Consider the following 24,312-nt stretch of genomic DNA (forward strand, 5'->3'; position numbering starts at 1 on the left):
ACAAAAATTTGAAACGCAAAAAAACATCAATGACAAATCATTTAATTTGACATATAATGAAAGTCTAAATGAAGGGAGAAATAAAATATGGTTAATTTAACAATTGATGGGCAAGCCGTAAGTGTTGAGAATGGTACGACAATTCTCAAAGCGGCTAGAGCAGTGGGGATTGATATTCCTACATTGTGTAATTTTAAAGATTTTACCCCTGAAGGAAGCTGTCGGATGTGTCTGGTTGAAGTTGTCGGTGCAAGACGGCTTGAAACAGCCTGTTCAACTCCAGCGGCAGAGGGGATGGTAGTATATACAAATAATTCGAAAGTTCGGGAGGCCAGACGTTTTGTTCTTAAGATGCTAATGTCTGATCATACTTTTGACTGTATGTCCTGTTATAAATATGGTTGTTGTGAATTTGTTGATTTTAATGCTAATTGTGTGGAATATGATGAATTGAAAGAATTTGGAACCGAAAGAGTTATGTCAAAACCGATTGATGACTCTAATCCATTTTATACCTACGATCCTAATAAATGTGTTTTATGTAATCGATGTATTAAGGTCTGTGAGCACCTTCAGTGTAACCATATCCTGGCCCAGTGTGATCGTGGATATGAAACAAATGTTAATCCGGTATTTGAACAGTCTAGAGGTGAATCTGAATGTGTCAGCTGTGGTAATTGTATAGCGGTTTGCCCGACGGGCGCTTTGGCACCAAAACAGTTTGAACCATTTGCTTATACCAAAACAGTTCAGACGGTATGTCCATATTGCGGGGTTGGATGTACGTTGAACCTAAAAATAAAAGACAATAAGATTACAGATATTTATAGCTCAGATGGTAATGTAAATGATAATCTTTTATGTGTTAAGGGACGTTTTGCCTACGACTTTGTGGCAAACAAAGACCGTTTAACCACGCCGTTAATCAGAAAAGATGGAAAACTTGAAGAAGCCTCCTGGGAGGAAGCTATTGCTTTGGTTGCTCAAAAGCTTGATGAGGCAAGAAAAGAAGGCCCTGACGGCGTAGCCGGATTCTCCTCGGCGCGTTGTACAAATGAAGATAATTATGTTTTCCAAAAGTTTATCCGAGCTGTTGGTCAGACAAATAATGTTGATCATTGTGCCCGTTTATGCCATGCTTCTACCGTTGCTGGACTGGCTAAATCCTTCGGTAGTGGTGCGATGACTAACAGCATTGATGAAGTCGAGTTAATGGATGTCATGCTTGTTAGTGGATCGAATACAACAGAAACCCATCCGGTTATTGGTGCTAAAATTAAACAACAGCAGCAAAAGGGAGCCGCTTTAATTGTTGCAGAACCTCGTAAAATTGAACTGGCAAAATATGCAGACGTTTTTCTGCAAATTAAACCAGGTACAAATGTTGCTTTGTTTAATGGTTTAATGCGAGCTATCCTTGATGAAAATTTACAGGACCAGAGTTTTATTGACGAACGTACAGAGGGGTATCAGGCTTTTAAAGAATTCATGGATACCAGAACAGTTGAAGAATGGGCTGGAATTTGTGAAGTTGATCCAGATGAAATGAGAAAAGCAGCGCGTCTATATGCGACAAAAGATAAAGGCGGAATTTTTTATTCAATGGGTGTAACTCAGCACAAGACTGGAACCGATGGGGTTATGTCTACCGCAAACCTGGCTATGTTAACAGGTAAAATTGGGCGTGAAGGCTGTGGCGTTAATCCTCTCCGTGGACAGAATAATGTTCAAGGAGCCTGTGATATGGGTGCACTACCTGGAGATCTGCCAGGATATCAGAAAACAGCCAATCCGGAAGTAATTGAAAAATTCGAAAAGGCATGGGGCTATAAATTGCCACAAAACACTGGTAAAACTGTAACTGAAGTTGTGTCTGGAGTAGGGAATGGAACGATAAAATTTCTTTACGTGATGGGAGAAAATCCAGTAGTATCGGATCCTGACTCTAATCATGTCAAAGAAGCACTGGCAAAAGCTAATTTTATCGTCGTTCAGGATATTTTCCCGACTGAAACGACAGAATATGCGGATGTTGTACTGCCAGCTTTTGTATATGCTGAAAAAGACGGAACTTTTACCAATACCGAACGCCGAATCCAGCTTCTGAGAAAAGCAGTTGAAGCGCCGGGACAGGCTAAAAATGATTGGGAGATTATTGGTATGATCGCTAAAGAACTGGGTGAAAAAGGTTTTGATTACCAATCATCTGAGGAAATTATGGAAGAAATTGCATCAGTGACACCAAGTTATACAGGGGTATCCCATGAGCGGTTGAGAAATGGAGACCGTATTCAGTGGCCTTGTTTAAGTAAAGATTCAGAAGGAACTAAATTCCTGCATAAGGGGAAATTTTCCAGAGGTCTTGGGGCATTTAATATTGCTGATTATATTCCACCTGAAGATCAGGTGGACGATGAATATCCGATGATTTTAATGACAGGACGAATTCTACAACACTATCATACCCGAACAATGACTATGCGAAGCCCTGGAATTCAGGAAATTGCAGGAGATCCCTTTGTTGAAATTAATCCGGTAACGGCGAAAGCGCATGGGATTGATGAAGGTGATGTGATTACGGTTAAATCCCCTCGTGGCAAGGTTTCCGCTAAGACTAAGTTTAATAAAGGGGTAATGGAACAAAACCTCTTTATGCCTTTCCATTATGGAAATAGTGGAGCTAATCACTTAACTGGTGGTGAACTTGATCCGATCGCTAAAATTCCGCCTTTTAAAGTTGTAAAGGTTCAAATCAGTAAATAATTTGACTAATCTGGCCCGTCGTAATGGCAATATGCCAATGCGGCGGGCTAAGGATTAATAATTGACAAGGTTTTCAATGATGAGGGTATTTTACAACAATAGTGGGAGGCAAAATGGAGAAGTTTAAAACAGCCGCTATCTTAACTGGCGGTTTAAGCCGGAGAATGGGTTTCGATAAGAAATTTCTAAAAATTAATGGCGAACGGATTTTGAATCGGATCATTAAACAACTTTCCGAGGATTTTGAAGATATTATTATTGTTGGATCAACGCCGGAAGACTTGCCTGATCTTAAGGGGATAAGAGATATTTTTCCTGATGAAGTTGAGGTTTCGGCATCTTTAGCAGGGATCTATACTGGCCTTCAACATTCACAGTCACAGTTTTTATATGTAATTGCTTGTGATATGCCCATTTATAACCGTAAATATATAGCTTATATGAAGAGTCAAATTGCTTTAAACTCAAGAAAAAAAGGTTGTGTGACTCGCTATAAAGAATGGATAGAACCATTTAATGCATTTTATAGCACAGACCTATTGGAAAATATTGAAGAATTTTTAATGACAGGGAGAAAAAGTATTCATAGGTGTCTGGAACCTTTGGATTTGTATTTTATTCCCGAAAATACGGCAAGATCGTTTAGTCCTAACTGGGATATGTTCTGTAATTTAAATACGCCGAGAGAATTAAAAGAACATCTTCAAAAAAATAAACAAATTGGTTGAAAAAGTATTGACATTGATTGTAGAATTTGTTATTATAATCGAGCACGTTACAGATAATACGTGCATGCGGATGTGGCGGAATTGGCAGACGCGCTAGACTTAGGATCTAGTATCAATTGATGTGGGGGTTCGACTCCCTTCATCCGCACCATTGCGGAAGTGGCTCAGTGGTAGAGCATCGCCTTGCCAAGGCGAGGGTCGCGGGTTCAAATCCCGTCTTCCGCTCCAATTTTAAATGAATGACTGGATGATCCGGTCAAAGAACCTACTGTGCGCCCTTAGCTCAATTGGATAGAGTGCCTGGCTTCGAACCAGTAGGTTGGGGGTTCGAGCCCCTCAGGGCGTACCATTTATATCTACAACCAGAGAAATCTGGACGCGATCACCATTTTAATGGTGATTTTTTTTATATCGAAATGGAGTATATCGAATGAATAAAATTAATAAAGATATGTTTTTATCCTGTATTCCCCTGACAGGTGCGACTATTGATGAAATCAGCGTTGAAATCGATGCAGGTTTAAAGCAGGAATGCGATTATTTTGAATGGCGTCGGGATTATTATAGGATTGATGATAAAGTTTTAGAAATAAATGAAATTGAAGATCTTTTAAGAATTAGAGAAATGATAGGCTATAAAGGACTAATTTATACATTTCGAGGAGAACACGAAGGTGGCGTTAATCATTGGCCGGATACTGAACGGTTAAGTGGGATCTGTTTTGCATTGAAATCAGGTGTAGTGGATTATATTGACACTGAACTGGATAATGAAGAAGAATTTCATCAGCAGATTAGTAGAGAACTTTTAAAAAGTGAGACTGGAATGATTCTTTCCAGTCATGATTTTGATAAAACGCCTTCAGAAGAAGAAATAAAAGGTTTTTTTAAACAAATGGACGAAAAAGGTGCTGATGTAAAAAAAATGGCGGTAAAAACAGTTGATAAAAATGATCTGCACAGAATTTTAAGAACTGCACTATGTGATGAAAGTCAAAAGCCATTAATTGTTATTGGAATGGGGCCATTAGGAGTGATGTCTAGAGTTGTTCCAGAAATTTTTGGTGGTTCGCTTACTTTTGCTGCAGGCCTTAAAAAAACAGCTCCAGGACAGCTGACGATTGCTGAGATCCTGAAGCTGAGACAAGCATTAGGTTTTTAAGGGATTTTTAGCGGCGATACTCTTTTAGTATTCAGACTCCATAGGACTAGAATCAGTATTTAAAAATGTTCACTTCATTTACTTAATTTTCCAATCTACTGGAGAGCGACCGGCGGCAAGCAAAAGCTCGTTGGCTTTTGAAAATGGTCTGCTGCCAAAGAAACCGCGGTGAGCAGAAAGTGGGCTGGGATGGGGCGAAGCAATAATTTGGTGGATGGGATTTGTAATAATACCTTTCTTGTTTTGTGCATCCCGGCCCCATAAAATAAAAATGATGGGGGATGTTTGAGCATTAAGAGTTTTGATAACCTCACCAGTAAACGCCTCCCACCCCATATTTCGATGAGATCCTGCTTGACCGGCACGAACGGTCAGAACTGCATTTAATAATAGGACGCCTTCATCAGCCCATTTTTTTAGGTAGCCATGATGAGGAATTGGATAGCCCAGATCTGATTGAAGTTCTTTAAAAATGTTTAAAAGAGAGGGAGGGATGCCCACATCCTTTTGGACTGAAAAAGCCAGCCCATGGGCCTGATGTTCACCATGGTATGGGTCTTGTCCAAGGATACAGACTTTCGTATTGGTAAGAGATGTATAGTGAAAAGCATTGAATATATCATGCATTGCCGGGTATATAGTTTGAGTTTTATATTCTTTGATTAAGAAAATTTTCAGTTGCTGGTAATATTCTTCGTCGAATTGCCTTTGTAAAGGTTTTTCCCAGTCGTTTTCAAAATGAATAGCCATTTATACCTCCTTGGAATAGTACTACTTAAGATTATACACCAAAAAACAATTTTAAGAACAGGAAATTGATGTATAAAAAAAAAGATTGTGTTATAATATAATGTATACAATATTATAAATTCAAAGTGAGCTCTAAATGGATAATATAGCGATTAATGCAAATGCAAAAGTAAATCTGCTGTTAGATGTCGTTGGAAAACGCGCTGACGGCTATCACGAAATGCGGATGATCAATCACCGGTTAGAGTTATCGGATATGATTCAATGCAAAAAAACAGGGGCAGGAATTAGTTTGAAAGCAGATTCAGCACAGATACCAGTGGATGAGCGCAATCTTTCTTTTAAGGCTGCAAAACGATTATTAGAATTTTGTGAGTTAGAAGAAGGAGTGGAAATTATATTAGAAAAAAAAATTCCCCATGAAGCTGGTCTGGCGGGAGGCAGTTCGGATGCTGCAGCAACACTGTTAGGATTAAACCAACTATTTGATCTGGGACTATCAATTGAAACATTGGCTCAGATTGGTCTTACAATCGGCGCTGATGTTCCTTATTGTTTGCATCAGGAAACTGCTCTGGTTGAGGGAATCGGTGAGAAGATTACCCCCCTTGTATCGATTGGCAGCTGGCCGGTAGTGCTGATAAAGCCAGAGATTGGAATAAAAACGAGCTGGGCATTTTCCCAGCTTGGAGATCTGAACAAACTTGACCATCCAGATCTGGACGCGGCACTTTTCCATCTAGATAAAAAGGATTATCTTAAGGTTTTTGAAGTGGTAGGGAATGTTTTTGAGGGACCGATATTTTCAATTCATCCAGAACTAAAAAAGCTAAAAGAAACGTTACTGGAATATGGTGCCCTCGCAGCTAATATGACAGGTAGCGGATCGACAATTGTTGGTTATTTTGCTGATGAAGGGTTGGCTCGAAGGGGCTATCAGAAGCTTTTATTAAATAATAAATGTTGTTTTCTAACTAAAACGTGTTAAAGAGGGATACTATGCAAACAGAAATTAAAGGACTGAGTTTAGATGCAAGCTCATGCAAACCGCTTCGGGAGATTGTTTTTGATACTATCCGGAGTGCAATAATAACTGGGGAACTAAAGCCGGGACAAAGGTTGATGGAAGTGCAGCTGGCTGAGCAGATGGGTGTTAGTCGGACACCGGTTCGGGAATCAATTAGAAAATTGGAGCTGGAAGGTCTTGTTAAAATGATTCCCAGAAAAGGCGCTTATGTAACACCAATGTCAGTGGATGACTTGCGGGAAATGATGGAGATCCGACGTGCATTGGAAGGTCTTGCAGCGGAACTCGCAGCGATGAATGCAACCGAAGAGGACGTGGAGGCTTTATTTCAAGCAAATGAAATGTTCGGAAAGGCAGCGGTGAAAAATGATGAGGAGGGTATCATAAAATACGATATGGATATCCACGAAATCATATATAAGGCGTCAGGAAATGTCAAACTGATTCAGATGATTCACTCTTTAAGGGAACAGATGCAGCGCTTCAGAGCTGAATACGTTCATCGGATAGAAGATAAAAAACATCTGGTCAATCAGCATATGGAAATCATTGAAAAGATTCATCAGAAACAGTGTGAGCGAGCACGACTCGCAGCTTGTGAACATATTCACTCCACTGGTGATGATATGCTAAAAAAACTCTAAAATCACCCTGAATCACAGCTGTGATTCAGGGTGATTTATTACGCTTATTTGAGAAATTTAAAAGGGTCTTCGGTTAGAATATCCTTGTTGGCCAGAAGGGCCAGTAAGAGAGAGATACTGCCGCAAACTACAAAGATATCAGCAAAGTTAAAAATTGCAAACTGAATAAACCTGAAGTCCAGAAAATCAATGACATAGTTTAGTCTGATTCGATCGACCAGATTACCAACAGCACCACCAATAATGCAGGATACAGATAGATTAACCCATAGGTTTGCCCGTGTTTTTGGGGTTTTAATAAGTATATAAATGAGAATTCCGGCAAAAATTGATGTTACAAAGATAAGAAAAGGCTGCATGTTTGTAAACAAACTGAATGCAGCACCCCGGTTCTCTACATATGTCAGGTGAAATACATTTTCTATAAGTGGATAAGTATCTACTGGTTTTAAATATCTTAGAACCAGATATTTCGAATACTGATCAAGGAAAATGGTAAAAAGAATGATGGCTAGGTAGATCATTTTTTCTCCAATCGAATTTATTATACAATCAAAATATAATGGATAATACGGGAAAATACAAGAAAAAAATTAAGAAAGTCTTTAAAAAGAGTGATTAGGGTAAATTAAGAAGAGAATGATTAAAATTTCTTTTATTTTCTTAAGGATAGTGTTAAGATATAAAACAGATTTGGAATGAGGAGGAGCCAGTGAAATTTTTTCAGGAAAGTGAACTGTTTAGGAAATACCTGCCATTATTTTTAGGTGCAGTGGGATTGATGCTCATTTATAAATTCCTCGATAACGTGAGTTTTGTTGTTGAGGGCATAAACGGGTTTTTTAGTAGTACACTGGAAGTACTGATGCCGATTATAATTGGTGTGGTCGTAGCTTATCTTTTATTTAAACCAATGCACGGGATTGAAAAATTTGTTTTTAAGCGTTTTGAAAAGACTGAAAAGAAACCTAAACTTGTACGGCTTCTGGCTATTTTTGTAGTTTATGCAATTACATTGATTTTGTTTGTACTGTTTTTTAGTGCAGTTATCCCATCGATTGTTGAAAGTTTATCGAATCTGATTATTCAGATGCCAGAGTTCCTTGAAATAATCAATAACTTTTTAGGTGATAGTATCTCTCAAGGAGGCGTAACTCAGGAACTTTTTGAAAACTTACAAGATGCAGTTTATTATCTGCAGAATATGGATACCTATGATATGTTGAATTTTTTGACGACTTCATTGGGGATAACGTCTTATTCATTTCAGGCAATCGGAAATGCTGCTTTTCTTGTCATTAAAGGGACATTTGGTTTTGTAGCATCCTTCTTTATTGTCTTTTTCATAGGTCTTTACACTATGCTTGATAAAGAAAAAATCCTTGAACAGGTTGGAAGATTTTTTAGGGCCCTAATGAGCAGAAAAGTTTATAATTCTTGCGAATGGGCTGTTACGACCATTGACAGTATATTTTATAAATATTTTTCAGGGAAATTGTTCACCTCTCTATTGATTGGATTACTCTTCTATTTGGGCTTATTGGTCATTGATGTTCAGTATGCACCACTGTTTGCCGTAATAGTTGGGGTTTTAAATATGATCCCTTATTTTGGTCCAATTCTGGGAGCTATCCCGGCGATCCTGATTACCTTAATTGATGATCCGGTCAAAGCCTTGTGGGTTGGCGTCCTGATTCTGATAGTTCAGCAGTTCGATGGAAATGTTTTGGCGCCAAGCGTATTGGGGAAAATTGTTGAATTAAATCCGTTTTGGGTATTGGTCAGTGTCGTTGTCGGGGGGAGTCTTTTTGGACTGCTGGGAATGTTTATTGCCATTCCGATGTTTGCCGTCATAAAGGTCTTTCTGGAAAAATGGTTACAGCGGTTTGAAGAGAAAAAAGAACGTGAATTATTGAACGAATAAATAGTTTTAACATAGAAAGGAATTAAAAATGGAAAATGTTTTTGACGTTTTAAAGGAGCGAGGATTTCTTGAACAGTGTACACATGAGGCGGAGATAGAAGAACTGCTGGCGACAGAGTCGGTATCTTTTTATATTGGCTTTGACCCAACAGCTGATAGTCTGCATATCGGGCATTTTATTCAGATTATGGTTATGGCACATATGCAGAAATTTGGGCATCGTCCAATTGCCATCATTGGCGGAGGGACAACTATGATTGGAGATCCTTCTGGACGGACGGATATGCGGCAGGTTATGACACCAGAGCGAATTAGTGAAAATAGTGAGAAATTTAAAACAATTTTTGAAAAGTTTTTAAGTTTTGAAGATGATCAGGCAATGATGGTAAATAATGCAGACTGGCTGCTTGATTTAAATTATATTGAATTCTTGCGGGAAATCGGTGCGCATTTTTCAGTTAATAAAATGTTGACTGCTGATTGTTATAAATCTCGTTTGGAAAAGGGACTAACTTTTCTGGAATTCAATTATATGTTATTGCAGGCATATGATTTTTATGTTTTGCATAAAGAATATGGTTGTAAAATGCAGTTTGGCGGAAATGACCAGTGGTCAAATATTATAGCCGGTATTGAGCTGATTCGTAAAAAAGACAGCGAGCAGGCTTATGGAATGACCTTCTCACTGTTAACAACAAGTGAAGGCATTAAAATGGGAAAAACTGCAAAAGGCGCTTTGTGGCTTGATCCGTTAAAAACCACGCCCTATGACTTTTATCAGTATTGGAGAAATGTTGCCGATGCAGATGTGGAAAAATGTCTGGCTTTGCTGACATTTTTACCGATGGAAGAGGTAAGACGTTTAGGACGTCTCGAAGGTGCTGAGATTAATCGCGCAAAAGAGGTATTGGCTTACGAAGTGACAGCACTGATTCATGGAAAAGAAGAGGCCAGCAAGGCTCAGGAAGCTGCCCGACGATTATTTGTTGGTGGATCGGACGAAGCTTTAATTCCGGCGGTTGATTTAAAGAGAAGTAAACTGGGTGAGGGAATAGATATTATTGCGCTTCTTGAGGTAGCTCAATTAATTCCCAGTAAAAGTGAAGGCCGACGTCTGATTCAACAGGGTGGTGTATTAGTTAATGGCGAAAAAGTATTAGACATTAAGGCTAACTTTACCGAAGCGGATTTTAAGGATGGCAGTTTAATCCTGAAGAAAGGCAAAAAAGCCTTTAAACAAGTTAATTTAGTGTAGGTGGTGCAAAATGATCAATTCAAACCCTGTTAGAGGGACAAGAGATATCTTGCCACAGGAAATGGTCCTTAGAGACCAGTTAGAAGCGACGATTTTAAAACGCTACCGTAGTCATGGCTTTAATCGGATTGAGACTCCAGTTATGGAGAATCTGGATTTACTTCTGGGCAGCGACGGTGGTGAGAACTTAAAAATGCTATTCAGTATCATAAAACGCGGTGAAAAATTAAATTTGACACCGGATGCAGCGATTAATGATTTATGCGATTTGGGACTGCGATTTGATCTAACCCTGCCATTAAGCCGGTTTTATGCGAATAATCAGGCAAACCTGGAAATGCCATTTAAAGCGATTCAAATAGGAAATGTTTTTCGTGCCGAACGGCCTCAAAAAGGTCGCTTTCGGTCATTCAAACAATGTGATATCGATATAATTGGAGATTCTTCAGTCAATGCTGAAATTGAACTGATAGATACCACTGCAAAAGCGCTGATGGATATTGGCTTTTCAGATTTTACGGTTAAAATCAATCATCGCAAGCTTTTGAGTCAGGTTATTAAAAAGGTTGGTTTTTCGGAAGAAGCAATTGGGACGGTCTGTATTACTCTTGATAAACTTGATAAAATCGGATTAGAAGGGGTCGAAAAAGAATTGCTGGAAAAATCCTATTCACAAGAAATGGTTAGTGGGCTGCTCAAGGCTGTGGCAGATATTTCGACCGAGAATCTTACAGATTGGGTAGATGATTTGACTGTGATTGATGACCTGACAGAGGTGATTGATACGGTTAAAATAATGACAAAGGACCACTATTCAATTGAGTTTGATTTTTCACTAATCCGCGGAATGGGCTACTATACCGGATTGATTTTTGAAGTCAGTTATGGTCCTTATGGATATTCTATAGCTGGTGGTGGCCGCTATGACAATATGATTGGCAAGTACTGCAAAACATCGGTACCGGCAGTTGGATTTTCCATTGGATTTGAGCGCATAGTTGGGATTCTTCAGGAAGAAAAAAATCAACTGACACAGTGCCTGAAAAAAATGATTATTTTTTACGATGACTCAGCTCAAGTTTCTTTTGAAGAGGTTATTTCCGCTGGTGAAGCGTGGCGTGACCAAGGATATTCGGTCAATCTGGTTGCTATGAAGAAAAAATTCGGGAAACAGATTGCTGCTTATACAGATAGAGAATATGAGGGATTTATTGTTTATGGACGCGATGATACTTTGAAAGCATTCTAAAATCATCTGAATTATAATTTGATTTACAAGTGAGCCGATTTGAACAGCTTATAGCCAAAGTTCATGATCGGCTCTTTTGATGACCGCCGAATCACGCAATTAATCAATAATTTATGTAAAGTTTAGGATAAGATATGCTATAATTAAACATCAAAAATAAAGGAAGTAAAATGATAAATCAGATAAATTTAATTGCTACAGTGGCATTTGGTCTGGAAGCTGTAGTCAAAAGAGAAATTACCCAACTGGGCTATGAGATTAAGCGGGTTGAAAATGGTAAAGTTCATTTTTCCGGCCCTTTGGAGGCGATTGCTCAATCAAATCTATGGCTTCGTTGTGCCGATCGGGTTTTACTGGAAGTGGGGAGTTTTAAAGCAACCAGTTTTGAAGCACTTTTTGAACTGACTAAAGCATTACCATGGGAAGAATATATACCAGTAGACGGAGAATTTCCGGCAGCAAAAATTACCAGTGTGAAATCGGCTTTGTTTAGCAAGTCAGACGGTCAGAGGATTGTTAAAAAGGCAGTAGTTGAACGGCTCAAATCTGTCTACCATGTTGACTGGTTTTCAGAAAATCGTGGGAAGTATCCTATTCATATCCAAATCTTAAAAGATGAGGTTACTCTAGCTATTGATACCAGTGGTTCAGGTCTGAATCGGCGGGGATACAGGCAGTATGGTAATGAAGCGCCAATCAAAGAAACCATTGCGGCTGCGCTTGTCTATTTGTCAAACTGGAAACCGCACCGCTATTTTTTAGATCCTCTTTGTGGCTCCGGAACGATTGTGATAGAAGCAGCATTAATGGGTAAGAATATTGCACCGGGTTTAAAAAGAAGTTTCGTTTCAGAAGAGTGGGATTTTATTCCTCCAGAAACATTTCAAGATGCGCGTGAAGAAGCAAAAAAGAAAATTAATGACAAAGCATTTCGCGTCTTGGGCTCAGATATTGACAGCAAGGCGCTGAAACAGGCAAGAATCAATGCAGAACTGGCTGGGGTTTCTGATTATGTGGCTTTTCAGAATTTACCGGTACAGTCGGTTCAGACAAAAAAGAAGTATGGTGTGATAATTACCAATCCTCCATATGGCGAACGAATAGGGGATGAAAAAGAAATTAAGAAACTCTATGCTGATATGGGTCGGGTTTTTGAGTCATTAGATGACTGGTCTTATTTTATCATCACCGGATATGAGAAGTTTGAAAAGGCGTTTGGCAAGGTGGCGACCAAGAATCGAAAACTTTACAATGGCGATATTAAGACTTACTTTTACCAATATTATGGTCCATTACCGCCAAGGAAAAAAGTGCAGGAAGCACAGGAAGAAGAAGTATGAAAAAAGAAAAGAGCAATGATAAAAAATCGTTCGGCCGAAAATTTGCCGATAAAAGAAGCGGGCAATTTGGCAAAAAAGGCAGTGGAAAAAAAGTTTCTTCAGGCGGTTCACAGAGAACTGATGAATTAAAAGATGAACTGGAAGAGGAAACTTTTATAATTGTTGGAAAAAACCCAGTGCTTGAAGCGCTGCGTTCTGAACAGGCAATTGATAAACTTTTAATTCTTAAAGATAATACAGATCATGTTTTAAAGAAAATTGCAGATCAGGCAAAAAAGAAAAATATCATCGTTCAGTCGACGGAAAAAGCTAAACTTGAATCTTTGGCAGATGGCCAGGTGCATCAGGGAATTGTTGCAATGATGGCGCCATTTCCCTACTGTAGTGTTGATGATATCTTAAATAAAGCGAAAAAACATGACCGAGATCCGTTTATTGTTATTCTTGACCATTTAACAGATCCACATAATTTGGGCGCCATTATTAGAAGTGCTAACCTCTGCGGTGTTGATGGTGTAATTATACCTAAGAGACGTTCGGCAACACTCACTGCAACTTCAGTAAAAGCGTCTTCAGGTGCAGTCGCTCACACGCTGATTGCCAAAGTAAATAATTTAAGTCAAGTTATTGAATCGCTTAAAAAAAATGGGGTTTGGGTGGCTGCTGCTGATATGGATGGTCAGGCATACTATAATGCGGACTTTAAAGGTGCTTTAGCGGTAGTAATTGGCAATGAGGGCTCAGGAATCAGCCAGAATGTGAAGAAACTTTGTGATTTTTCTGTATCGATTCCTATTTATGGCGAGATTGAATCATTTAACGCTTCTGCAGCGGCTGCTATTATTTTCTCGGAGGCGGCAAAGCAGCGGAATCGATGAAGTGTGTCCTGATTATCGATGGATATAATGTGATTCATGGGGATGAGATGCTTCAGAAACTTTCAGAAATAAAACTGGAAGAGGCTCGTGAGAAGCTGATACATTTGTTGAATGGTTATGCTGGGGTAAAGGGATATGATATCATTCTGGTTTTCGATGCTTATCAGCAGCAGAATCTTTCATCTCGTGAGGAAAAGTGGGGCCTAGTTAAAGTGGTCTATACGGATAAGAATAAGACTGCTGACGCCTATATTGAAAAACTGGTATATGAACTGCCTAAAGTTTTGGATGTGCAGGTTGTAACATCAGATTTTACTTTGCAGAGAATGGTGCTGGCGGGTGGTGCGACAAGAATTCCTTCCAGGGAACTGATGGAAGATATAAATAAAATGTCAGAAACTTTATCGAGCATAAAGAAGCATGAGAAAAAGGCTACGGAACGACATCGACTCCAAGATTTTATGGATGAGGAAACTCTGGAAAAATTTAATGTAATGCGAAGTGATGACTAGAAGGGTAGAATATGAAGGTGAGTGAATTTGACCGGTGTACAGATGATGAAATTATCAGTAAAGCTCAGGACGGTGATAAAGATGCAGCACAGTTTCTCCTGAAAAAATACCGGAAACTCGTTTCAATTCGTTCCCGTTCATATTATCTGATAGGAAGTGATTACGAAGATCTGATTCAGGAAGGGATGATTGGTTTATTAAAGGCAATCTGGGATTATCAACCGAATCGCAACGTCAAGTTTGATACTTTTGCCGGTCTTTGCATTGAACGTCAGATTCAGACAGCCGTGACGTCGGCCAATAGATTAAAACATCAGATTTTGAATCAATCAGTTTCAATTTATTCAACACTCTCGAAAGAGGATGGTGATGAAATCATAGAATTTCTGCAGGCTGACAGTAACACTGACCCTGTAACAAGCCTGGTAAATGATGAGGCATTACTTACACTTGTAGAGATGGTTAAAAAGGAATTGTCGGAGTTTGAAAAAAAAATATTGCTTCTCTATATCAATGGAGAATCTTATATTAAGATTGCGGAGCTTTTAAATTGTAATACTAAGTCAGTTGATAATGCTTTACAAAGAATTCGCAAAAAAATCGGTAGTCATCTATAAAAAAGTATTGACAAATAACCTGAAACCAATTATTATAGAGAGGCTGAATTAATCGCGATGGGAGAATGCCCGAGTGGCTAAAGGGGGCGGACTGTAAATCCGTTGACGACGTCTACGATGGTTCGAATCCATCTTCTCCCACCATTAATTATAAGCCCTCATAGCTCAGTAGGTAGAGCACCACCATGGTAAGGTGGGGGTCTCCGGTTCAAATCCGGATGAGGGCTCCATTTTTATATCATCAATTAAATTATTTACATAAAGCGGTTATTATATGTTATAAGGAGAAGAACAAATGGCAAAATCAAAATTTGAAAGAACCAAGCCCCATGTTAACATTGGAACAATCGGTCACGTAGACCACGGTAAAACAACATTAACAGCAGCAATCACAACCGTATTAAACAAACGATACGGCACAGGTGAATCAGTTGCTTTTGAAAACATTGATAAAGCACCTGAGGAAAGAGAACGAGGAATCACTATTTCAACAGCCCACGTTGAATATGAAACAGATGCCCGTCACTATGCCCATGTAGACTGCCCAGGCCATGCCGATTACGTAAAAAACATGATCACTGGTGCTGCTCAGATGGATGGAGCAATCCTGGTAGTAAGTGCAGCTGATGGTCCAATGCCTCAGACGCGTGAACATATCCTGTTAAGCCGTCAGGTAGGGGTTCCTTATATCATCGTATTCTTAAACAAAGTAGATATGGTAGATGACGAAGAACTGCTTGAACTGGTAGAAATGGAAGTTCGGGAACTGTTGGATGAATATGAATTCCCAGGCGATGATACACCAATCATCATGGGATCAGCCCTTCGTGCACTGGAAGATCCAGACGGACCATGGGGAGATAAAATCGTTGAGCTGATGAAAGCAGTAGACGAATGGATTCCAGAACCGGAACGAGATACAGACAAACCATTCCTGATGCCAGTAGAAGACGTGTTCTCAATCACTGGACGAGGAACAGTAGCAACCGGACGTATCGAACGTGGGGTTGTAAAAGTTGGTGAAGAAGTGGAAATCGTTGGTATTCACGAAGTGAAGAAAACAACAGTAACCGGAATCGAAATGTTTAGAAAATTACTGGACGAAGGACGATCGGGAGACAATGTTGGAGCCCTGCTTCGAGGTATTGACCGAACAATGATCGAACGTGGACAGGTACTGGCTAAACCAGGATCAATCAAACCACATACCCACTATATGTCAGAAGTATATGTACTGACAAAAGAAGAGGGTGGACGACATACACCATTCTTTGATGGTTACCGACCACAGTTCTACTTCAGAACAACTGACGTAACTGGTGTAATCAAATTACCAGAAGGCGTAGAAATGGTAATGCCAGGAGATAACGTTCAGATGGAAATCACCCTGATCACACCAATCGCTATCGAAGAAGGACTGCGATTCGCTATTCGTGAAGGTGGACGTACTGTTGGATCTGGAGTTGTTGCTAAAATTATCGAAGACTAAGATTTTCAAATGATTTAATGATCGTCTTTGTACAGAGGCGTTTGAATTTAAAACAGTAAAGCAGAGCCTGCTGATAGAAGTTAGAATCTATTGAGGCCTGCTTTTTTTGTTGCGGTTGACCAGTATTGATAACGGATGAGCAATTGCAAAATATGCCATGGCATGATAAAATGGTAAAGCGCAAAATCATGAATAAAGGATAAAGTAGCCATGAGATTATTAGTAGACAGTATGTGTGATTTTTCTCAGGAGTATCTGGAACATCCACTTGTAGATATGGTTTCTCTGAATGTTATTATCGAAGGGAAAACATATCGTGATAAACGGGAAATCAATCTGGAAGAAATGAATGGGTTTATGGAAAAAGGGATTGTCCCGACGACATCTCAGGTTAATCCCGGTGATTTCTATGAATATTTTGAGGAATGTGCTAAAAAAAATGAATCATGCTTGTATCTCGCCTTTTCCTCCAAGTTGTCAGGATCTTGTGAAACAGCAAACCTAGTGCTTAAGGATATAAAAAACCAGTATCCTGATTTTGAATGCGAAGTCGTTGATAGTCGACAAAGTGGCGGCGGAGTGGCATTGATTGCCGAAGTACTGCTGGAACTTATCGACCAAAATTATGGGCTGGACGAACTTGTTTCAGCTGCTGAAAAACTTATTGACCATACACATTTTTATTTCAGTATTGAAGATTTAAATTGGTTGTATCTAGGTGGCCGGGTATCAAGAGGGACGGCGGTTGTTGGTGGATTTTTAAAAATTCATCCAATTGTTTCGGTTGAAGATGGAGAACTTAAAATTATTGGGAAATCCCGTGGCAATAAAAAAGCCCAGCAGCTTGTATTAAAAAAGGTATCGGAGAATATCTCGGGCTATCTTGGACAGAAAGTTGGTATTGCCTATAATGGGGTAATGAAGCCGGTCGACGAGTACAGAGAAGCACTTATTGAGATGGGTATAAAACGAATAGAACCGGTTCCGATTGGCTGTGTTTTAGCAGCTCACCTTGGAGTTCAAGGGACTGGAATTTATTTTTACGATTTATCGCCGGAAGATATTTTAAAATAAAATTGTTAAATTCAAAAAAACGCTTGCGTAGAGCGTTTTTTTCATGTATAATATTGAAGGTTGACATATAACAATGAATTGTGAGGTTGCTGTTGCCTTCAACAGGTCATTCACAAGGAGTTAGTCACGATCTTGAATCGGACGACAATTACTGTTTCGGGAATGGGAAACCATTTTCAAAAAAATATAAATGAAACACCCGGATGAGTTGACAGTAATTGGCGTATCTAAATGCAACAAAATACAAGGAGGAAAATTTAGGTATGGCAAAACAAAAGATTAGAATCAGATTAAAAGCTTTTGATCACAAAATTTTAGATCAATCGGCAGAACGGATTGTAGAAACAGCGAAACGAACAGGTGCGAGTGTTTCTGGTCCAATTCCACTTCCTACAGATAAAGAAGTGGTTACAATTCTACGAGCTGTTCACAAATACAAAGATTCTAGAGAACAATTCGAAATGCGAACACATAAACGGTTGATTGATATTTTAAATCCGACACCAAAAACTGTAGACGCATTAATGCGATTGAACTTACCAGCTGGCGTTGATATAGAAATCAAACTATAGACCCCAATGGTATTATGATTGCCTGGCAATCCAATGATATTTAGGAGGAACAAATGAAAAAAGCAATTATTGGCAGAAAAATTGGAATGACACAAGTGTTTGGAGAAAACGGTGTGGCGATTCCGGTAACAGTTGTGGAAGCAGGCCCTTGCCTGGTTGTTCAGAAAAAAACAATGGAAACTGACGGATACGAAGCCGTTCAATTAGCCTTTGGTGAAGTGAAAGAGCGTCGAATGACTAAACCGCTCAAAGGACACTATGATAAAAATGGTGTTGAATATAAAAAAGTAATAAAAGAATTCAAACTTGATGATTATGCAACGTATAATACTGGCGATACTATTTCAGCAGACGTATTTGAAGCAGGTGAAAGAGTAGATATTTCCGGAAAATCAAAAGGGAAAGGTTTCCAGGGGGTTATCAAACGACACAACCAGTCGCGTGGACCAATGGGACATGGCTCTAAATACCACAGAAGACCTGGTTCGATGGGGGCGTCTTCATATCCCTCGAGAGTTTTCAAAGGGAAAAAATTACCTGGGCAAATGGGTAATAAAAATGTAACAGCACTTAATCTGGAAGTAGTAAAAGTTATTGCTGAAGAGAATGTTATGCTCATTAAAGGCGCTGTTCCAGGTGTTAGAGGAACGCTGATTACTATCGAAACAAGCGTAAAAGCATAATTACTTAGTCTGAAAGGAGGAACACAAATGCCTAAAATTGACATTTTAGATGTAAAAGGAAATGTAGTAGGAGACGTCGAATTAAGTGAAGCTGTATTTGGGATTGAACCCAATGAACCAGTAGTTCATGAAGTGGTTGTGGCTTTACTGGCAAATAGAAGACAGGGAACCCGTTCTGCTAAAACTCGTTCGGAAGTACGTGGTGGTGGACGTAAACCTTGGAGACAAAAAGGAACAGGCCGGGCAAGAGCTGGTACAATCCGTTCACCATTATGGAAAGGTGGCGGGGTGATTTTTGCACCGAAGTCTCGTGATTTCAGTAAAAAAGTCAACAAAAAAGTCAGAAATTTGGCAATGAAATCTGTATTCTCAGCTAAAGCTCAGGAGCAGGAACTACGAGTTCTGGATGCAATTGCTATGGAAGCACCAAAAACTAAAGAAATGGTAGCAGTGCTTAATAACATAAACATCAGTAAAGCGTTAATCGTATTACCGGAAAATGATGCTAATGTTATTCGTTCAGCGAACAATATACCAGATGTAGCAACAACTACAGTACAGGAATTAAATGTATATGATATGCTTAAATATGATTATTTAATCATGACAAAAGCAGCCTTGGAGAAAATTGAGGAGGTATATGCGTAATGAAAAATCCTCGCGATATTATTATTAAACCAATCATTACTGAGCGCAGTATGATGGATGCAGAAGACAAAAAATTCACTTTTAAAGTAGATAAAAGAGCCAATAAAATTGAAATCAGAAATGCTGTTGAAGCTATTTTTGATGTTAAAGTTGAAAAAGTGACGACAATGAACATGAAGGGCAAAGTAAAACGAACTGGCCGTTTTGTTGGAAAACGAGCGGACTGGAAAAAAGCAGTCGTGAAACTGACTCCTGAAAGCAAGGGCATCCAGTTCTTCGAAGGTGTTTAATCGTAACTAACCCGAAAAGCCAAATTAGCAAGGAGGAGCCATATGGGTATCAAAAAATATAAACCAACGTCCCCTGGACGTCGAAATATGAGCGTCAATACATTTGACGAAATTACAAAAAAAGAGCCGGAAAAATCACTGCTTGAACCGGTAAAAAAACATGCGGGCCGAAATGTGTATGGTAGAATTACTGTCAGACATCATGGTGGTGGTGCTAAACGTAAATACAGAATTATCGATTTCAAACGTAATAAAGATAATGTACCAGGAAAAATTGCTGGTATTGAGTACGACCCAAATCGAACATCAAATATTGCATTAGTACATTATTTAGATGGTGAAAAAAGATATATTATCGCACCACTGAAATTAAAAGTGGGAGATATGATTATGTCTGGACCTGATGCGGATATTACTGTTGGTAACTGTTTACCACTTAAAAATATTCCGGTCGGTACAATTATCCACAATGTAGAATTAAAAGCCGGAAAAGGCGCTCAAATGGTCCGCTCAGCCGGAGCAAGTGCTCAGCTGATGGCGAAGGAAGGCAATTACGCAACACTACGATTGCCATCTGGTGAAATGCGTCTTGTTCGTCTGGAATGTCGAGCTACTATCGGTCAGGTAGGAAATCTTGATCATCAGAATGTTCGAATCGGTAAGGCTGGTCGAAAAAGACATATGGGTATTAGACCAACTGTTCGTGGTTCTGTTATGAACCCGAATGACCATCCACACGGTGGTGGTGAAGGTCGAGCTCCAGTTGGACGTTCAGGTCCTGTTACACCTTGGGGTAAACCTGCACTTGGTTACAAAACTCGTAAGAAAAATAAGCAATCTGATAAATATATCGTAAGATCACGTAAAAAATAAATCAACCGTATAGATACACGAGAGGAGGTTGAACAATGGGTAGATCATTAAAAAAAGGACCTTTTGTTGACGAAAAGTTACTTAGAAGAATAGAAGCTATGAACGAAAAAGGCGAGAAAAATGTAATTAAAAGCTGGTCTAGAAGTTCCACTTTGTTCCCACAGATGGTCGGTCACACAATTGCTGTTCATGATGGCCGTAAACATGTGCCGGTTTATGTAACAGAAGATATGGTCGGTCACAAACTGGGAGAATTTGCACCAACAAGAACCTATCGCGGTCATGCTGGTGAAAAGAAATCGAAATTAAGATAGCCATAAGGAGGTAACGATATGGAAGCTAGAGCAACAGCTAAATATGTGCGTGTTTCATCCAGAAAGGCTAAGTTAGTGGCTGATTTAATCAGAGGAAAAAGTATTGGAGAAGCATTAAGCATTTTGGCATTAACACCTAATAAAGCAGCGGGCGTGATTGACAAAGTCGTCAAGTCGGCTTTGGCAAATGCTGAAAATAATCATAATATGAACCCTGAAAATCTGTATGTAGATCAGATTTTTGCTAATCAGGGTCCGACAATGAAGCGATTTAGAGCGGGTGCACAGGGACGTGCCAGCGTTATTCGTAAAAGAACGTCTCATATTACAGCCGTATTGAAAGAAAAAGAGTAAGGAGGACACGTTTTTGGGTCAAAAAGTCAATGCTCATGGGTTAAGAGTCGGCGTCATCAAGGACTGGAATGCAAAATGGTTTGCTAATGACAAGGATTTTGCAGATTATCTGATCGAAGATAATCAGGTTCGCAAATATATTAAAAAAAGCCAGTTTCAGGCTGGGATTTCTAAAATTGTTATTGAACGATTTGGGAACAAAGTTCGAGTTCATATTTATACAGCTAAGCCAGGGATGATTATTGGTCGGGGCGGTGCTGGTATCGACGCACTGCGACTGGAACTGGAAAAAATGACAAAGAAAACAGTGTTTATCAATATTGTTGAAGTTAAAAACATCGATATGGATGCACAGTTAATTGCAGAAAATATTGCTTCACAGCTGGAAAGACGAATCTCTTTCAGAAGAGCGATGAAACAGTGTATGCAGCGAACAATGCGTGCAGGCGCTAAAGGAATCAAAACAGCTGTAGCAGGACGATTAAACGGAGCTGAAATGGCGCGAAGTGAGCATTACGCACAGGGGAATGTGCCAATGCAGACACTAAGAGCAGATATCAGTTATGGATTTGCCGAAGCTGACACTACCTACGGAAAGTTGGGTGTTAAAGTCTGGGTAAATAAAGGAGAAATTTTAACAGGCCGTGAAGACATTCTGGCAGTTGCGACTGAAGAAGAAGCAAAACCAAAGAAAAACACACGAAAAAAAGCTCCTACTAACCGAACTGAAAACTAGAGAGAGGAGGACAACATTATGTTAATGCCTAAACGTGTAAAACGAAGAAGAGTACACAGAGGTCGAATGAAAGGGAAGGCTACAAGAGGTAACAAGATCACTTATGGTGATTATGCTATCCAGGCTTTAGAACCAGCATGGATTACAGCCAATCAGATTGAAGCTGCCCGTATTGCGATGACCAGATATATAAAAAGAGGTGGTAAGGTTTGGATCAAGGTATTCCCTGACAAACCAGTTACACAAAAACCGGCAGAAACTCGAATGGGTTCCGGTAAAGGGTCCCCAGAGTATTGGGTTGCAGTGGTAAAACCAGGTAGAGTAATGTTTGAAATTTCGGGCATTCCGGAAGATGTCGCTCGTGAAGCCATGCGACTGGCACAGCATAAGCTACCCATCAAAACGAAATTTATCACTCGAAAAGATCAGGAAGCACAAGAAGTGGGTGATGAGTCATGAAACCAAGTGAATTAAGAGAATTATCAAGTATCGAACTGGAAACAAAATTGGGTGATTTAAAAGAGGAACTGTTTAATCTGAGATTTCAGCATGCAACTGGACAGCTTGAAAACCCGATGCGAATCAGAGAAGTGAAAAAAACCTATGCACGAGTAAAAACCATTATTCAGGAACGTGCAATGGCTAATAAAGCATAACCGGAAGGTAAGGAGGTTTAGCTGATGTCAGAAAGAAATTACAGAAAAACTCGAATTGGTAAAGTAGTCAGCGATAAAATGGATAAAACCATCGTCGTAGCTGTCGAAACGTTCGTTAAACATCCATTATACAACAAACGAGTCAAAAGAACTGTGAAATTCAAGGCGCATGATGAAGAAAACACATGTAGCATTGGTGATAAAGTTAAAATAATGGAAACAAGACCGTTAAGTAAAGATAAACGCTGGAGATTAGTAGAAATCGTAGAGAAAGCACTATAGGCAAGTGCGCGGAAGGAGGTATTTCGGATGATTCAACAGGAAACGAGATTAAAAGTAGCTGATAATACCGGTGCAAAAGAATTGTTGTGTATCCGTGTTCTCGGTGGTTCCGGACGTCGATATGCAAATATCGGTGATATCATTGTGTGTGCTGTCAAAAGTGCTGCACCAGGTGGTGACGTTAAAAAAGGCGATGTTGTGAAAGCAGTTGTCGTTAGAACAAAAAATGGAATCAGAAGAGACGATGGATCTTACATTAAATTTGACCAAAATGCAGCGGTTCTAATAAAAGATGATAAAAACCCTAAAGGTACCCGTATTTTTGGACCTGTGGCACGTGAGTTAAGGGACAAAAAATTTATGAAAATCGTATCTTTGGCTCCTGAAGTACTGTAATTAGGAGGGATAGAAAGATGCATGTTAAAAAAGATGATATTGTTGTAGTCATTACTGGTAAAGATAAGGGGAAAAAAGGTAAAGTAATTCAGTCTTTCCCAAAAGAATCAAAAGTACTCGTAGAGAATATTAACATGATTACAAAACATAAAAAACCAACTCAGCAGATGCAGCAGGGTGGTATTGTGACACAAGAAGGTAAAATTGATGCTTCAAAAGTCATGCTTTTCTGTGAAAAATGTAATCGTGGGGTTCGTACGGGCCACAAATTTCTGGCTGATGGAAAAAAAGTCAGATTCTGCAAAAAATGCAATGAAACATTTAATAACTAAAAGCAGAAAGGAGGATAATAATGCCTAGATTAAAAGATAAATATAAAAGTGAAGTAATTCCAGCCTTAATGGAAAAATTTCAATATGATAATATCATGCAAGTGCCAAAACTTGAAAAAGTAGTAATTAATATGGGACTGGGTGATTGTAAAGATAACAGTAAGGCAATGGAAGCAGCTGTGATCGACTTACAGATTATTGCTGGACAAAAAGCTATAGTTACTAAAGCCAAAAAATCAGTTGCTAACTTTAAGGTTAGAGAAGGTATGAACATTGGAGCAAAAGTAACACTGCGCAGTGATAAAATGTATGAGTTTTCTGATAAACTATTTAATGTAGCGCTTCCTCGTGTACGAGATTTTAGAGGATTATCAAATAAATCATTCGACGGACGCGGAAATTACGCCTTCGGAGTCAAAGAGCAGTTAATTTTTCCAGAGATCGATTATGATAAAGTAGAACAGGTACGAGGGATGGATATTATCTTCGTAACCACGGCAAAAACGGACGAAGAAGCGCACGAATTATTAGCGCTGCTTGGCGTTCCATTCAGTAAAGCGTAAGGAGGAGTTTTCATGGCAAAAACAGCAATGAAAGAAAAACAGAAGCGGAAACAAAAGTTTTCAACACGTGAGTACAATCGATGCAGAATATGTGGACGACCTCATGCGTACCTGAGAAAATTTGGTATTTGCCGTATTTGTTTCCGAGAATTAGCTTATAAAGGCGAAATTCCTGGTGTAAAAAAAGCGAGCTGGTAAATA

At 39.2% G+C, this 24,312-nt stretch carries 31 protein-coding genes and 5 tRNA genes; 34 read left to right on the forward strand and 2 right to left on the reverse strand.

The genetic code is table 11. The features are described 5' to 3' along the window. The first annotated feature begins 87 nt into the window (after positions 1-87). The 6 genes from fdhF (at position 88) to aroD (ending at position 4,653) form a co-directional block, all read left to right on the forward strand. Positions 88-2,763: a formate dehydrogenase subunit alpha gene (fdhF, locus tag Q5O24_03630; GenBank protein WKY48417.1), complete on the forward strand. Its 2,676-nt coding sequence runs from the start codon at positions 88-90 to the stop codon at positions 2,761-2,763. Positions 2,764-2,876: 113 nt separating this feature from the next. Next, positions 2,877-3,491 carry a molybdenum cofactor guanylyltransferase gene (locus Q5O24_03635; protein ID WKY48418.1) on the forward strand — a complete coding sequence of 205 codons (615 nt, stop codon included), beginning with the start codon at positions 2,877-2,879 and terminating at the stop codon, positions 3,489-3,491. Between the two features lie 66 nt (positions 3,492-3,557). After that, positions 3,558-3,642, forward strand: a tRNA-Leu gene (locus Q5O24_03640). A 2-nt stretch (positions 3,643-3,644) separates the two neighbouring features. Further along, positions 3,645-3,719: transfer RNA gene (locus Q5O24_03645), tRNA-Gly, on the forward strand. 44 nt (positions 3,720-3,763) lie between these two features. Further along, positions 3,764-3,840: transfer RNA gene (locus Q5O24_03650), tRNA-Arg, on the forward strand. 81 nt (positions 3,841-3,921) lie between these two features. After that, positions 3,922-4,653, forward strand: a complete 732-nt coding sequence (gene aroD / locus Q5O24_03655; GenBank protein ID WKY48419.1) for a type I 3-dehydroquinate dehydratase — start codon at positions 3,922-3,924, stop codon at positions 4,651-4,653. Between the two features lie 78 nt (positions 4,654-4,731). On the opposite strand, the gene Q5O24_03660 is transcribed toward aroD, so the two are convergent. Next, positions 4,732-5,403 carry a uracil-DNA glycosylase gene (locus tag Q5O24_03660; protein WKY48420.1) on the reverse strand — a complete coding sequence of 224 codons (672 nt, stop codon included), beginning with the start codon at positions 5,401-5,403 and terminating at the stop codon, positions 4,732-4,734. 136 nt (positions 5,404-5,539) lie between these two features. Here Q5O24_03660 and ispE point away from each other — a divergent pair, with 136 nt between their 5' ends. Together ispE and Q5O24_03670 are read left to right on the forward strand one after the other, a co-directional pair. After that, positions 5,540-6,391 carry a 4-(cytidine 5'-diphospho)-2-C-methyl-D-erythritol kinase gene (gene ispE / locus Q5O24_03665; GenBank protein WKY48421.1) on the forward strand — a complete coding sequence of 284 codons (852 nt, stop codon included), beginning with the start codon at positions 5,540-5,542 and terminating at the stop codon, positions 6,389-6,391. 11 nt (positions 6,392-6,402) lie between these two features. After that, positions 6,403-7,074 carry a GntR family transcriptional regulator gene (locus tag Q5O24_03670; GenBank protein ID WKY48422.1) on the forward strand — a complete coding sequence of 224 codons (672 nt, stop codon included), beginning with the start codon at positions 6,403-6,405 and terminating at the stop codon, positions 7,072-7,074. 44 nt (positions 7,075-7,118) lie between these two features. On the opposite strand, the gene lspA is transcribed toward Q5O24_03670, so the two are convergent. Next, entirely contained in the window at positions 7,119-7,598 is a 480-nt protein-coding gene (gene lspA, locus Q5O24_03675; protein ID WKY48423.1) for a signal peptidase II, read from the reverse strand. A gap of 188 nt (positions 7,599-7,786) precedes the next feature. Here lspA and Q5O24_03680 point away from each other — a divergent pair, with 188 nt between their 5' ends. The 26 genes from Q5O24_03680 to Q5O24_03805 all read left to right on the forward strand — a co-directional run bounded on the left by Q5O24_03680 (position 7,787) and on the right by Q5O24_03805 (position 24,309). Then, positions 7,787-8,998, forward strand: coding sequence for an AI-2E family transporter (locus Q5O24_03680; protein ID WKY48424.1), 1,212 nt, complete (start codon positions 7,787-7,789; stop codon positions 8,996-8,998). A 28-nt stretch (positions 8,999-9,026) separates the two neighbouring features. Continuing rightward, complete coding sequence (tyrS, locus tag Q5O24_03685; GenBank protein ID WKY48425.1) at positions 9,027-10,253, forward strand: tyrosine--tRNA ligase; 1,227 nt, start codon at positions 9,027-9,029, stop codon at positions 10,251-10,253. 10 nt (positions 10,254-10,263) lie between these two features. Then, positions 10,264-11,502: a histidine--tRNA ligase gene (gene hisS, locus Q5O24_03690; protein ID WKY48426.1), complete on the forward strand. Its 1,239-nt coding sequence runs from the start codon at positions 10,264-10,266 to the stop codon at positions 11,500-11,502. A gap of 170 nt (positions 11,503-11,672) precedes the next feature. Next, positions 11,673-12,842 carry a class I SAM-dependent RNA methyltransferase gene (locus Q5O24_03695; GenBank protein ID WKY48427.1) on the forward strand — a complete coding sequence of 390 codons (1,170 nt, stop codon included), beginning with the start codon at positions 11,673-11,675 and terminating at the stop codon, positions 12,840-12,842. After that, positions 12,839-13,720 carry a 23S rRNA (guanosine(2251)-2'-O)-methyltransferase RlmB gene (gene rlmB / locus Q5O24_03700; protein WKY48428.1) on the forward strand — a complete coding sequence of 294 codons (882 nt, stop codon included), beginning with the start codon at positions 12,839-12,841 and terminating at the stop codon, positions 13,718-13,720. Before Q5O24_03695 ends, rlmB begins: the two co-directional genes overlap by 4 nt. Beyond that, positions 13,717-14,232: an NYN domain-containing protein gene (locus Q5O24_03705; protein ID WKY48429.1), complete on the forward strand. Its 516-nt coding sequence runs from the start codon at positions 13,717-13,719 to the stop codon at positions 14,230-14,232. Before rlmB ends, Q5O24_03705 begins: the two co-directional genes overlap by 4 nt. Positions 14,233-14,243: 11 nt before the next feature. Continuing rightward, entirely contained in the window at positions 14,244-14,849 is a 606-nt protein-coding gene (locus Q5O24_03710) for a sigma-70 family RNA polymerase sigma factor (GenBank protein WKY48430.1), read from the forward strand. 59 nt (positions 14,850-14,908) lie between these two features. Continuing rightward, positions 14,909-14,993 (forward strand) — tRNA-Tyr (locus Q5O24_03715). 10 nt (positions 14,994-15,003) lie between these two features. Then, positions 15,004-15,079, forward strand: a tRNA-Thr gene (locus tag Q5O24_03720). Between the two features lie 65 nt (positions 15,080-15,144). Beyond that, a complete protein-coding gene (gene tuf / locus Q5O24_03725) occupies positions 15,145-16,338 on the forward strand; it encodes an elongation factor Tu (GenBank protein WKY48431.1) in 1,194 nt (397 codons plus the stop codon). Between the two features lie 210 nt (positions 16,339-16,548). Further along, on the forward strand, positions 16,549-17,412 hold the full coding sequence (locus tag Q5O24_03730) for a DegV family protein (GenBank protein ID WKY48432.1): 864 nt from the start codon (positions 16,549-16,551) through the stop codon (positions 17,410-17,412). A 263-nt stretch (positions 17,413-17,675) separates the two neighbouring features. Beyond that, positions 17,676-17,984: a 30S ribosomal protein S10 gene (gene rpsJ / locus Q5O24_03735; GenBank protein WKY48433.1), complete on the forward strand. Its 309-nt coding sequence runs from the start codon at positions 17,676-17,678 to the stop codon at positions 17,982-17,984. 53 nt (positions 17,985-18,037) lie between these two features. After that, the gene (gene rplC, locus Q5O24_03740; GenBank protein ID WKY48434.1) at positions 18,038-18,667 is read left to right on the forward strand and encodes a 50S ribosomal protein L3; all 630 of its coding nucleotides are present in this window, start codon (positions 18,038-18,040) and stop codon (positions 18,665-18,667) included. A 27-nt stretch (positions 18,668-18,694) separates the two neighbouring features. Then, a complete protein-coding gene (rplD, locus tag Q5O24_03745) occupies positions 18,695-19,315 on the forward strand; it encodes a 50S ribosomal protein L4 (GenBank protein ID WKY48435.1) in 621 nt (206 codons plus the stop codon). Continuing rightward, entirely contained in the window at positions 19,315-19,605 is a 291-nt protein-coding gene (gene rplW, locus Q5O24_03750) for a 50S ribosomal protein L23 (protein ID WKY48436.1), read from the forward strand. Before rplD ends, rplW begins: the two co-directional genes overlap by 1 nt. 42 nt (positions 19,606-19,647) lie before the next feature. After that, on the forward strand, positions 19,648-20,478 hold the full coding sequence (gene rplB / locus Q5O24_03755; GenBank protein WKY48437.1) for a 50S ribosomal protein L2: 831 nt from the start codon (positions 19,648-19,650) through the stop codon (positions 20,476-20,478). A 35-nt stretch (positions 20,479-20,513) separates the two neighbouring features. After that, positions 20,514-20,792, forward strand: a complete 279-nt coding sequence (rpsS, locus tag Q5O24_03760; GenBank protein WKY48438.1) for a 30S ribosomal protein S19 — start codon at positions 20,514-20,516, stop codon at positions 20,790-20,792. A gap of 18 nt (positions 20,793-20,810) precedes the next feature. Then, on the forward strand, positions 20,811-21,146 hold the full coding sequence (rplV, locus tag Q5O24_03765; protein WKY48439.1) for a 50S ribosomal protein L22: 336 nt from the start codon (positions 20,811-20,813) through the stop codon (positions 21,144-21,146). Between the two features lie 13 nt (positions 21,147-21,159). Beyond that, entirely contained in the window at positions 21,160-21,882 is a 723-nt protein-coding gene (gene rpsC / locus Q5O24_03770) for a 30S ribosomal protein S3 (protein WKY48440.1), read from the forward strand. A gap of 18 nt (positions 21,883-21,900) precedes the next feature. Continuing rightward, a complete protein-coding gene (gene rplP / locus Q5O24_03775; GenBank protein ID WKY48441.1) occupies positions 21,901-22,341 on the forward strand; it encodes a 50S ribosomal protein L16 in 441 nt (146 codons plus the stop codon). Further along, on the forward strand, positions 22,338-22,538 hold the full coding sequence (gene rpmC, locus Q5O24_03780; protein ID WKY48442.1) for a 50S ribosomal protein L29: 201 nt from the start codon (positions 22,338-22,340) through the stop codon (positions 22,536-22,538). The genes rplP and rpmC overlap by 4 nt, the downstream gene beginning before the upstream one ends. 24 nt (positions 22,539-22,562) lie before the next feature. After that, positions 22,563-22,820: a 30S ribosomal protein S17 gene (rpsQ, locus tag Q5O24_03785; GenBank protein ID WKY48443.1), complete on the forward strand. Its 258-nt coding sequence runs from the start codon at positions 22,563-22,565 to the stop codon at positions 22,818-22,820. 27 nt (positions 22,821-22,847) lie between these two features. Next, complete coding sequence (gene rplN / locus Q5O24_03790) at positions 22,848-23,216, forward strand: 50S ribosomal protein L14 (GenBank protein WKY48444.1); 369 nt, start codon at positions 22,848-22,850, stop codon at positions 23,214-23,216. Between the two features lie 17 nt (positions 23,217-23,233). Next, positions 23,234-23,548 carry a 50S ribosomal protein L24 gene (gene rplX, locus Q5O24_03795; protein ID WKY48445.1) on the forward strand — a complete coding sequence of 105 codons (315 nt, stop codon included), beginning with the start codon at positions 23,234-23,236 and terminating at the stop codon, positions 23,546-23,548. A gap of 17 nt (positions 23,549-23,565) precedes the next feature. Further along, positions 23,566-24,111, forward strand: a complete 546-nt coding sequence (rplE, locus tag Q5O24_03800; GenBank protein ID WKY49205.1) for a 50S ribosomal protein L5 — start codon at positions 23,566-23,568, stop codon at positions 24,109-24,111. 12 nt (positions 24,112-24,123) lie between these two features. Next, a complete protein-coding gene (locus Q5O24_03805; GenBank protein WKY48446.1) occupies positions 24,124-24,309 on the forward strand; it encodes a type Z 30S ribosomal protein S14 in 186 nt (61 codons plus the stop codon). Positions 24,310-24,312: the final 3 nt, after the last annotated feature.

It is taken from the genome of Eubacteriaceae bacterium ES3, from assembly GCA_030586155.1.
Taxonomy (GTDB): domain Bacteria; phylum Bacillota; class Clostridia; order Eubacteriales; family Eubacteriaceae; genus Acetobacterium.

Coding starts and splice junctions, on each gene's coding strand:
- fdhF (WKY48417.1), top strand. CDS start 88: ATGGTTAATTTAACAATTGATGGGCAAGCCGTAAGTGTTGAGAATGGT.
- Q5O24_03635 (WKY48418.1), top strand. CDS start 2,877: ATGGAGAAGTTTAAAACAGCCGCTATCTTAACTGGCGGTTTAAGCCGG.
- aroD (WKY48419.1), top strand. CDS start 3,922: ATGAATAAAATTAATAAAGATATGTTTTTATCCTGTATTCCCCTGACA.
- Q5O24_03660 (WKY48420.1), bottom strand. CDS start 5,403: ATGGCTATTCATTTTGAAAACGACTGGGAAAAACCTTTACAAAGGCAA.
- ispE (WKY48421.1), top strand. CDS start 5,540: ATGGATAATATAGCGATTAATGCAAATGCAAAAGTAAATCTGCTGTTA.
- Q5O24_03670 (WKY48422.1), top strand. CDS start 6,403: ATGCAAACAGAAATTAAAGGACTGAGTTTAGATGCAAGCTCATGCAAA.
- lspA (WKY48423.1), bottom strand. CDS start 7,598: ATGATCTACCTAGCCATCATTCTTTTTACCATTTTCCTTGATCAGTAT.
- tyrS (WKY48425.1), top strand. CDS start 9,027: ATGGAAAATGTTTTTGACGTTTTAAAGGAGCGAGGATTTCTTGAACAG.
- hisS (WKY48426.1), top strand. CDS start 10,264: ATGATCAATTCAAACCCTGTTAGAGGGACAAGAGATATCTTGCCACAG.
- Q5O24_03695 (WKY48427.1), top strand. CDS start 11,673: ATGATAAATCAGATAAATTTAATTGCTACAGTGGCATTTGGTCTGGAA.
- rlmB (WKY48428.1), top strand. CDS start 12,839: ATGAAAAAAGAAAAGAGCAATGATAAAAAATCGTTCGGCCGAAAATTT.
- Q5O24_03705 (WKY48429.1), top strand. CDS start 13,717: ATGAAGTGTGTCCTGATTATCGATGGATATAATGTGATTCATGGGGAT.
- Q5O24_03710 (WKY48430.1), top strand. CDS start 14,244: ATGAAGGTGAGTGAATTTGACCGGTGTACAGATGATGAAATTATCAGT.
- tuf (WKY48431.1), top strand. CDS start 15,145: ATGGCAAAATCAAAATTTGAAAGAACCAAGCCCCATGTTAACATTGGA.
- Q5O24_03730 (WKY48432.1), top strand. CDS start 16,549: ATGAGATTATTAGTAGACAGTATGTGTGATTTTTCTCAGGAGTATCTG.
- rpsJ (WKY48433.1), top strand. CDS start 17,676: ATGGCAAAACAAAAGATTAGAATCAGATTAAAAGCTTTTGATCACAAA.
- rplC (WKY48434.1), top strand. CDS start 18,038: ATGAAAAAAGCAATTATTGGCAGAAAAATTGGAATGACACAAGTGTTT.
- rplD (WKY48435.1), top strand. CDS start 18,695: ATGCCTAAAATTGACATTTTAGATGTAAAAGGAAATGTAGTAGGAGAC.
- rplW (WKY48436.1), top strand. CDS start 19,315: ATGAAAAATCCTCGCGATATTATTATTAAACCAATCATTACTGAGCGC.
- rplB (WKY48437.1), top strand. CDS start 19,648: ATGGGTATCAAAAAATATAAACCAACGTCCCCTGGACGTCGAAATATG.
- rpsS (WKY48438.1), top strand. CDS start 20,514: ATGGGTAGATCATTAAAAAAAGGACCTTTTGTTGACGAAAAGTTACTT.
- rplV (WKY48439.1), top strand. CDS start 20,811: ATGGAAGCTAGAGCAACAGCTAAATATGTGCGTGTTTCATCCAGAAAG.
- rplP (WKY48441.1), top strand. CDS start 21,901: ATGTTAATGCCTAAACGTGTAAAACGAAGAAGAGTACACAGAGGTCGA.
- rpmC (WKY48442.1), top strand. CDS start 22,338: ATGAAACCAAGTGAATTAAGAGAATTATCAAGTATCGAACTGGAAACA.
- rpsQ (WKY48443.1), top strand. CDS start 22,563: ATGTCAGAAAGAAATTACAGAAAAACTCGAATTGGTAAAGTAGTCAGC.
- rplN (WKY48444.1), top strand. CDS start 22,848: ATGATTCAACAGGAAACGAGATTAAAAGTAGCTGATAATACCGGTGCA.
- rplX (WKY48445.1), top strand. CDS start 23,234: ATGCATGTTAAAAAAGATGATATTGTTGTAGTCATTACTGGTAAAGAT.
- Q5O24_03805 (WKY48446.1), top strand. CDS start 24,124: ATGGCAAAAACAGCAATGAAAGAAAAACAGAAGCGGAAACAAAAGTTT.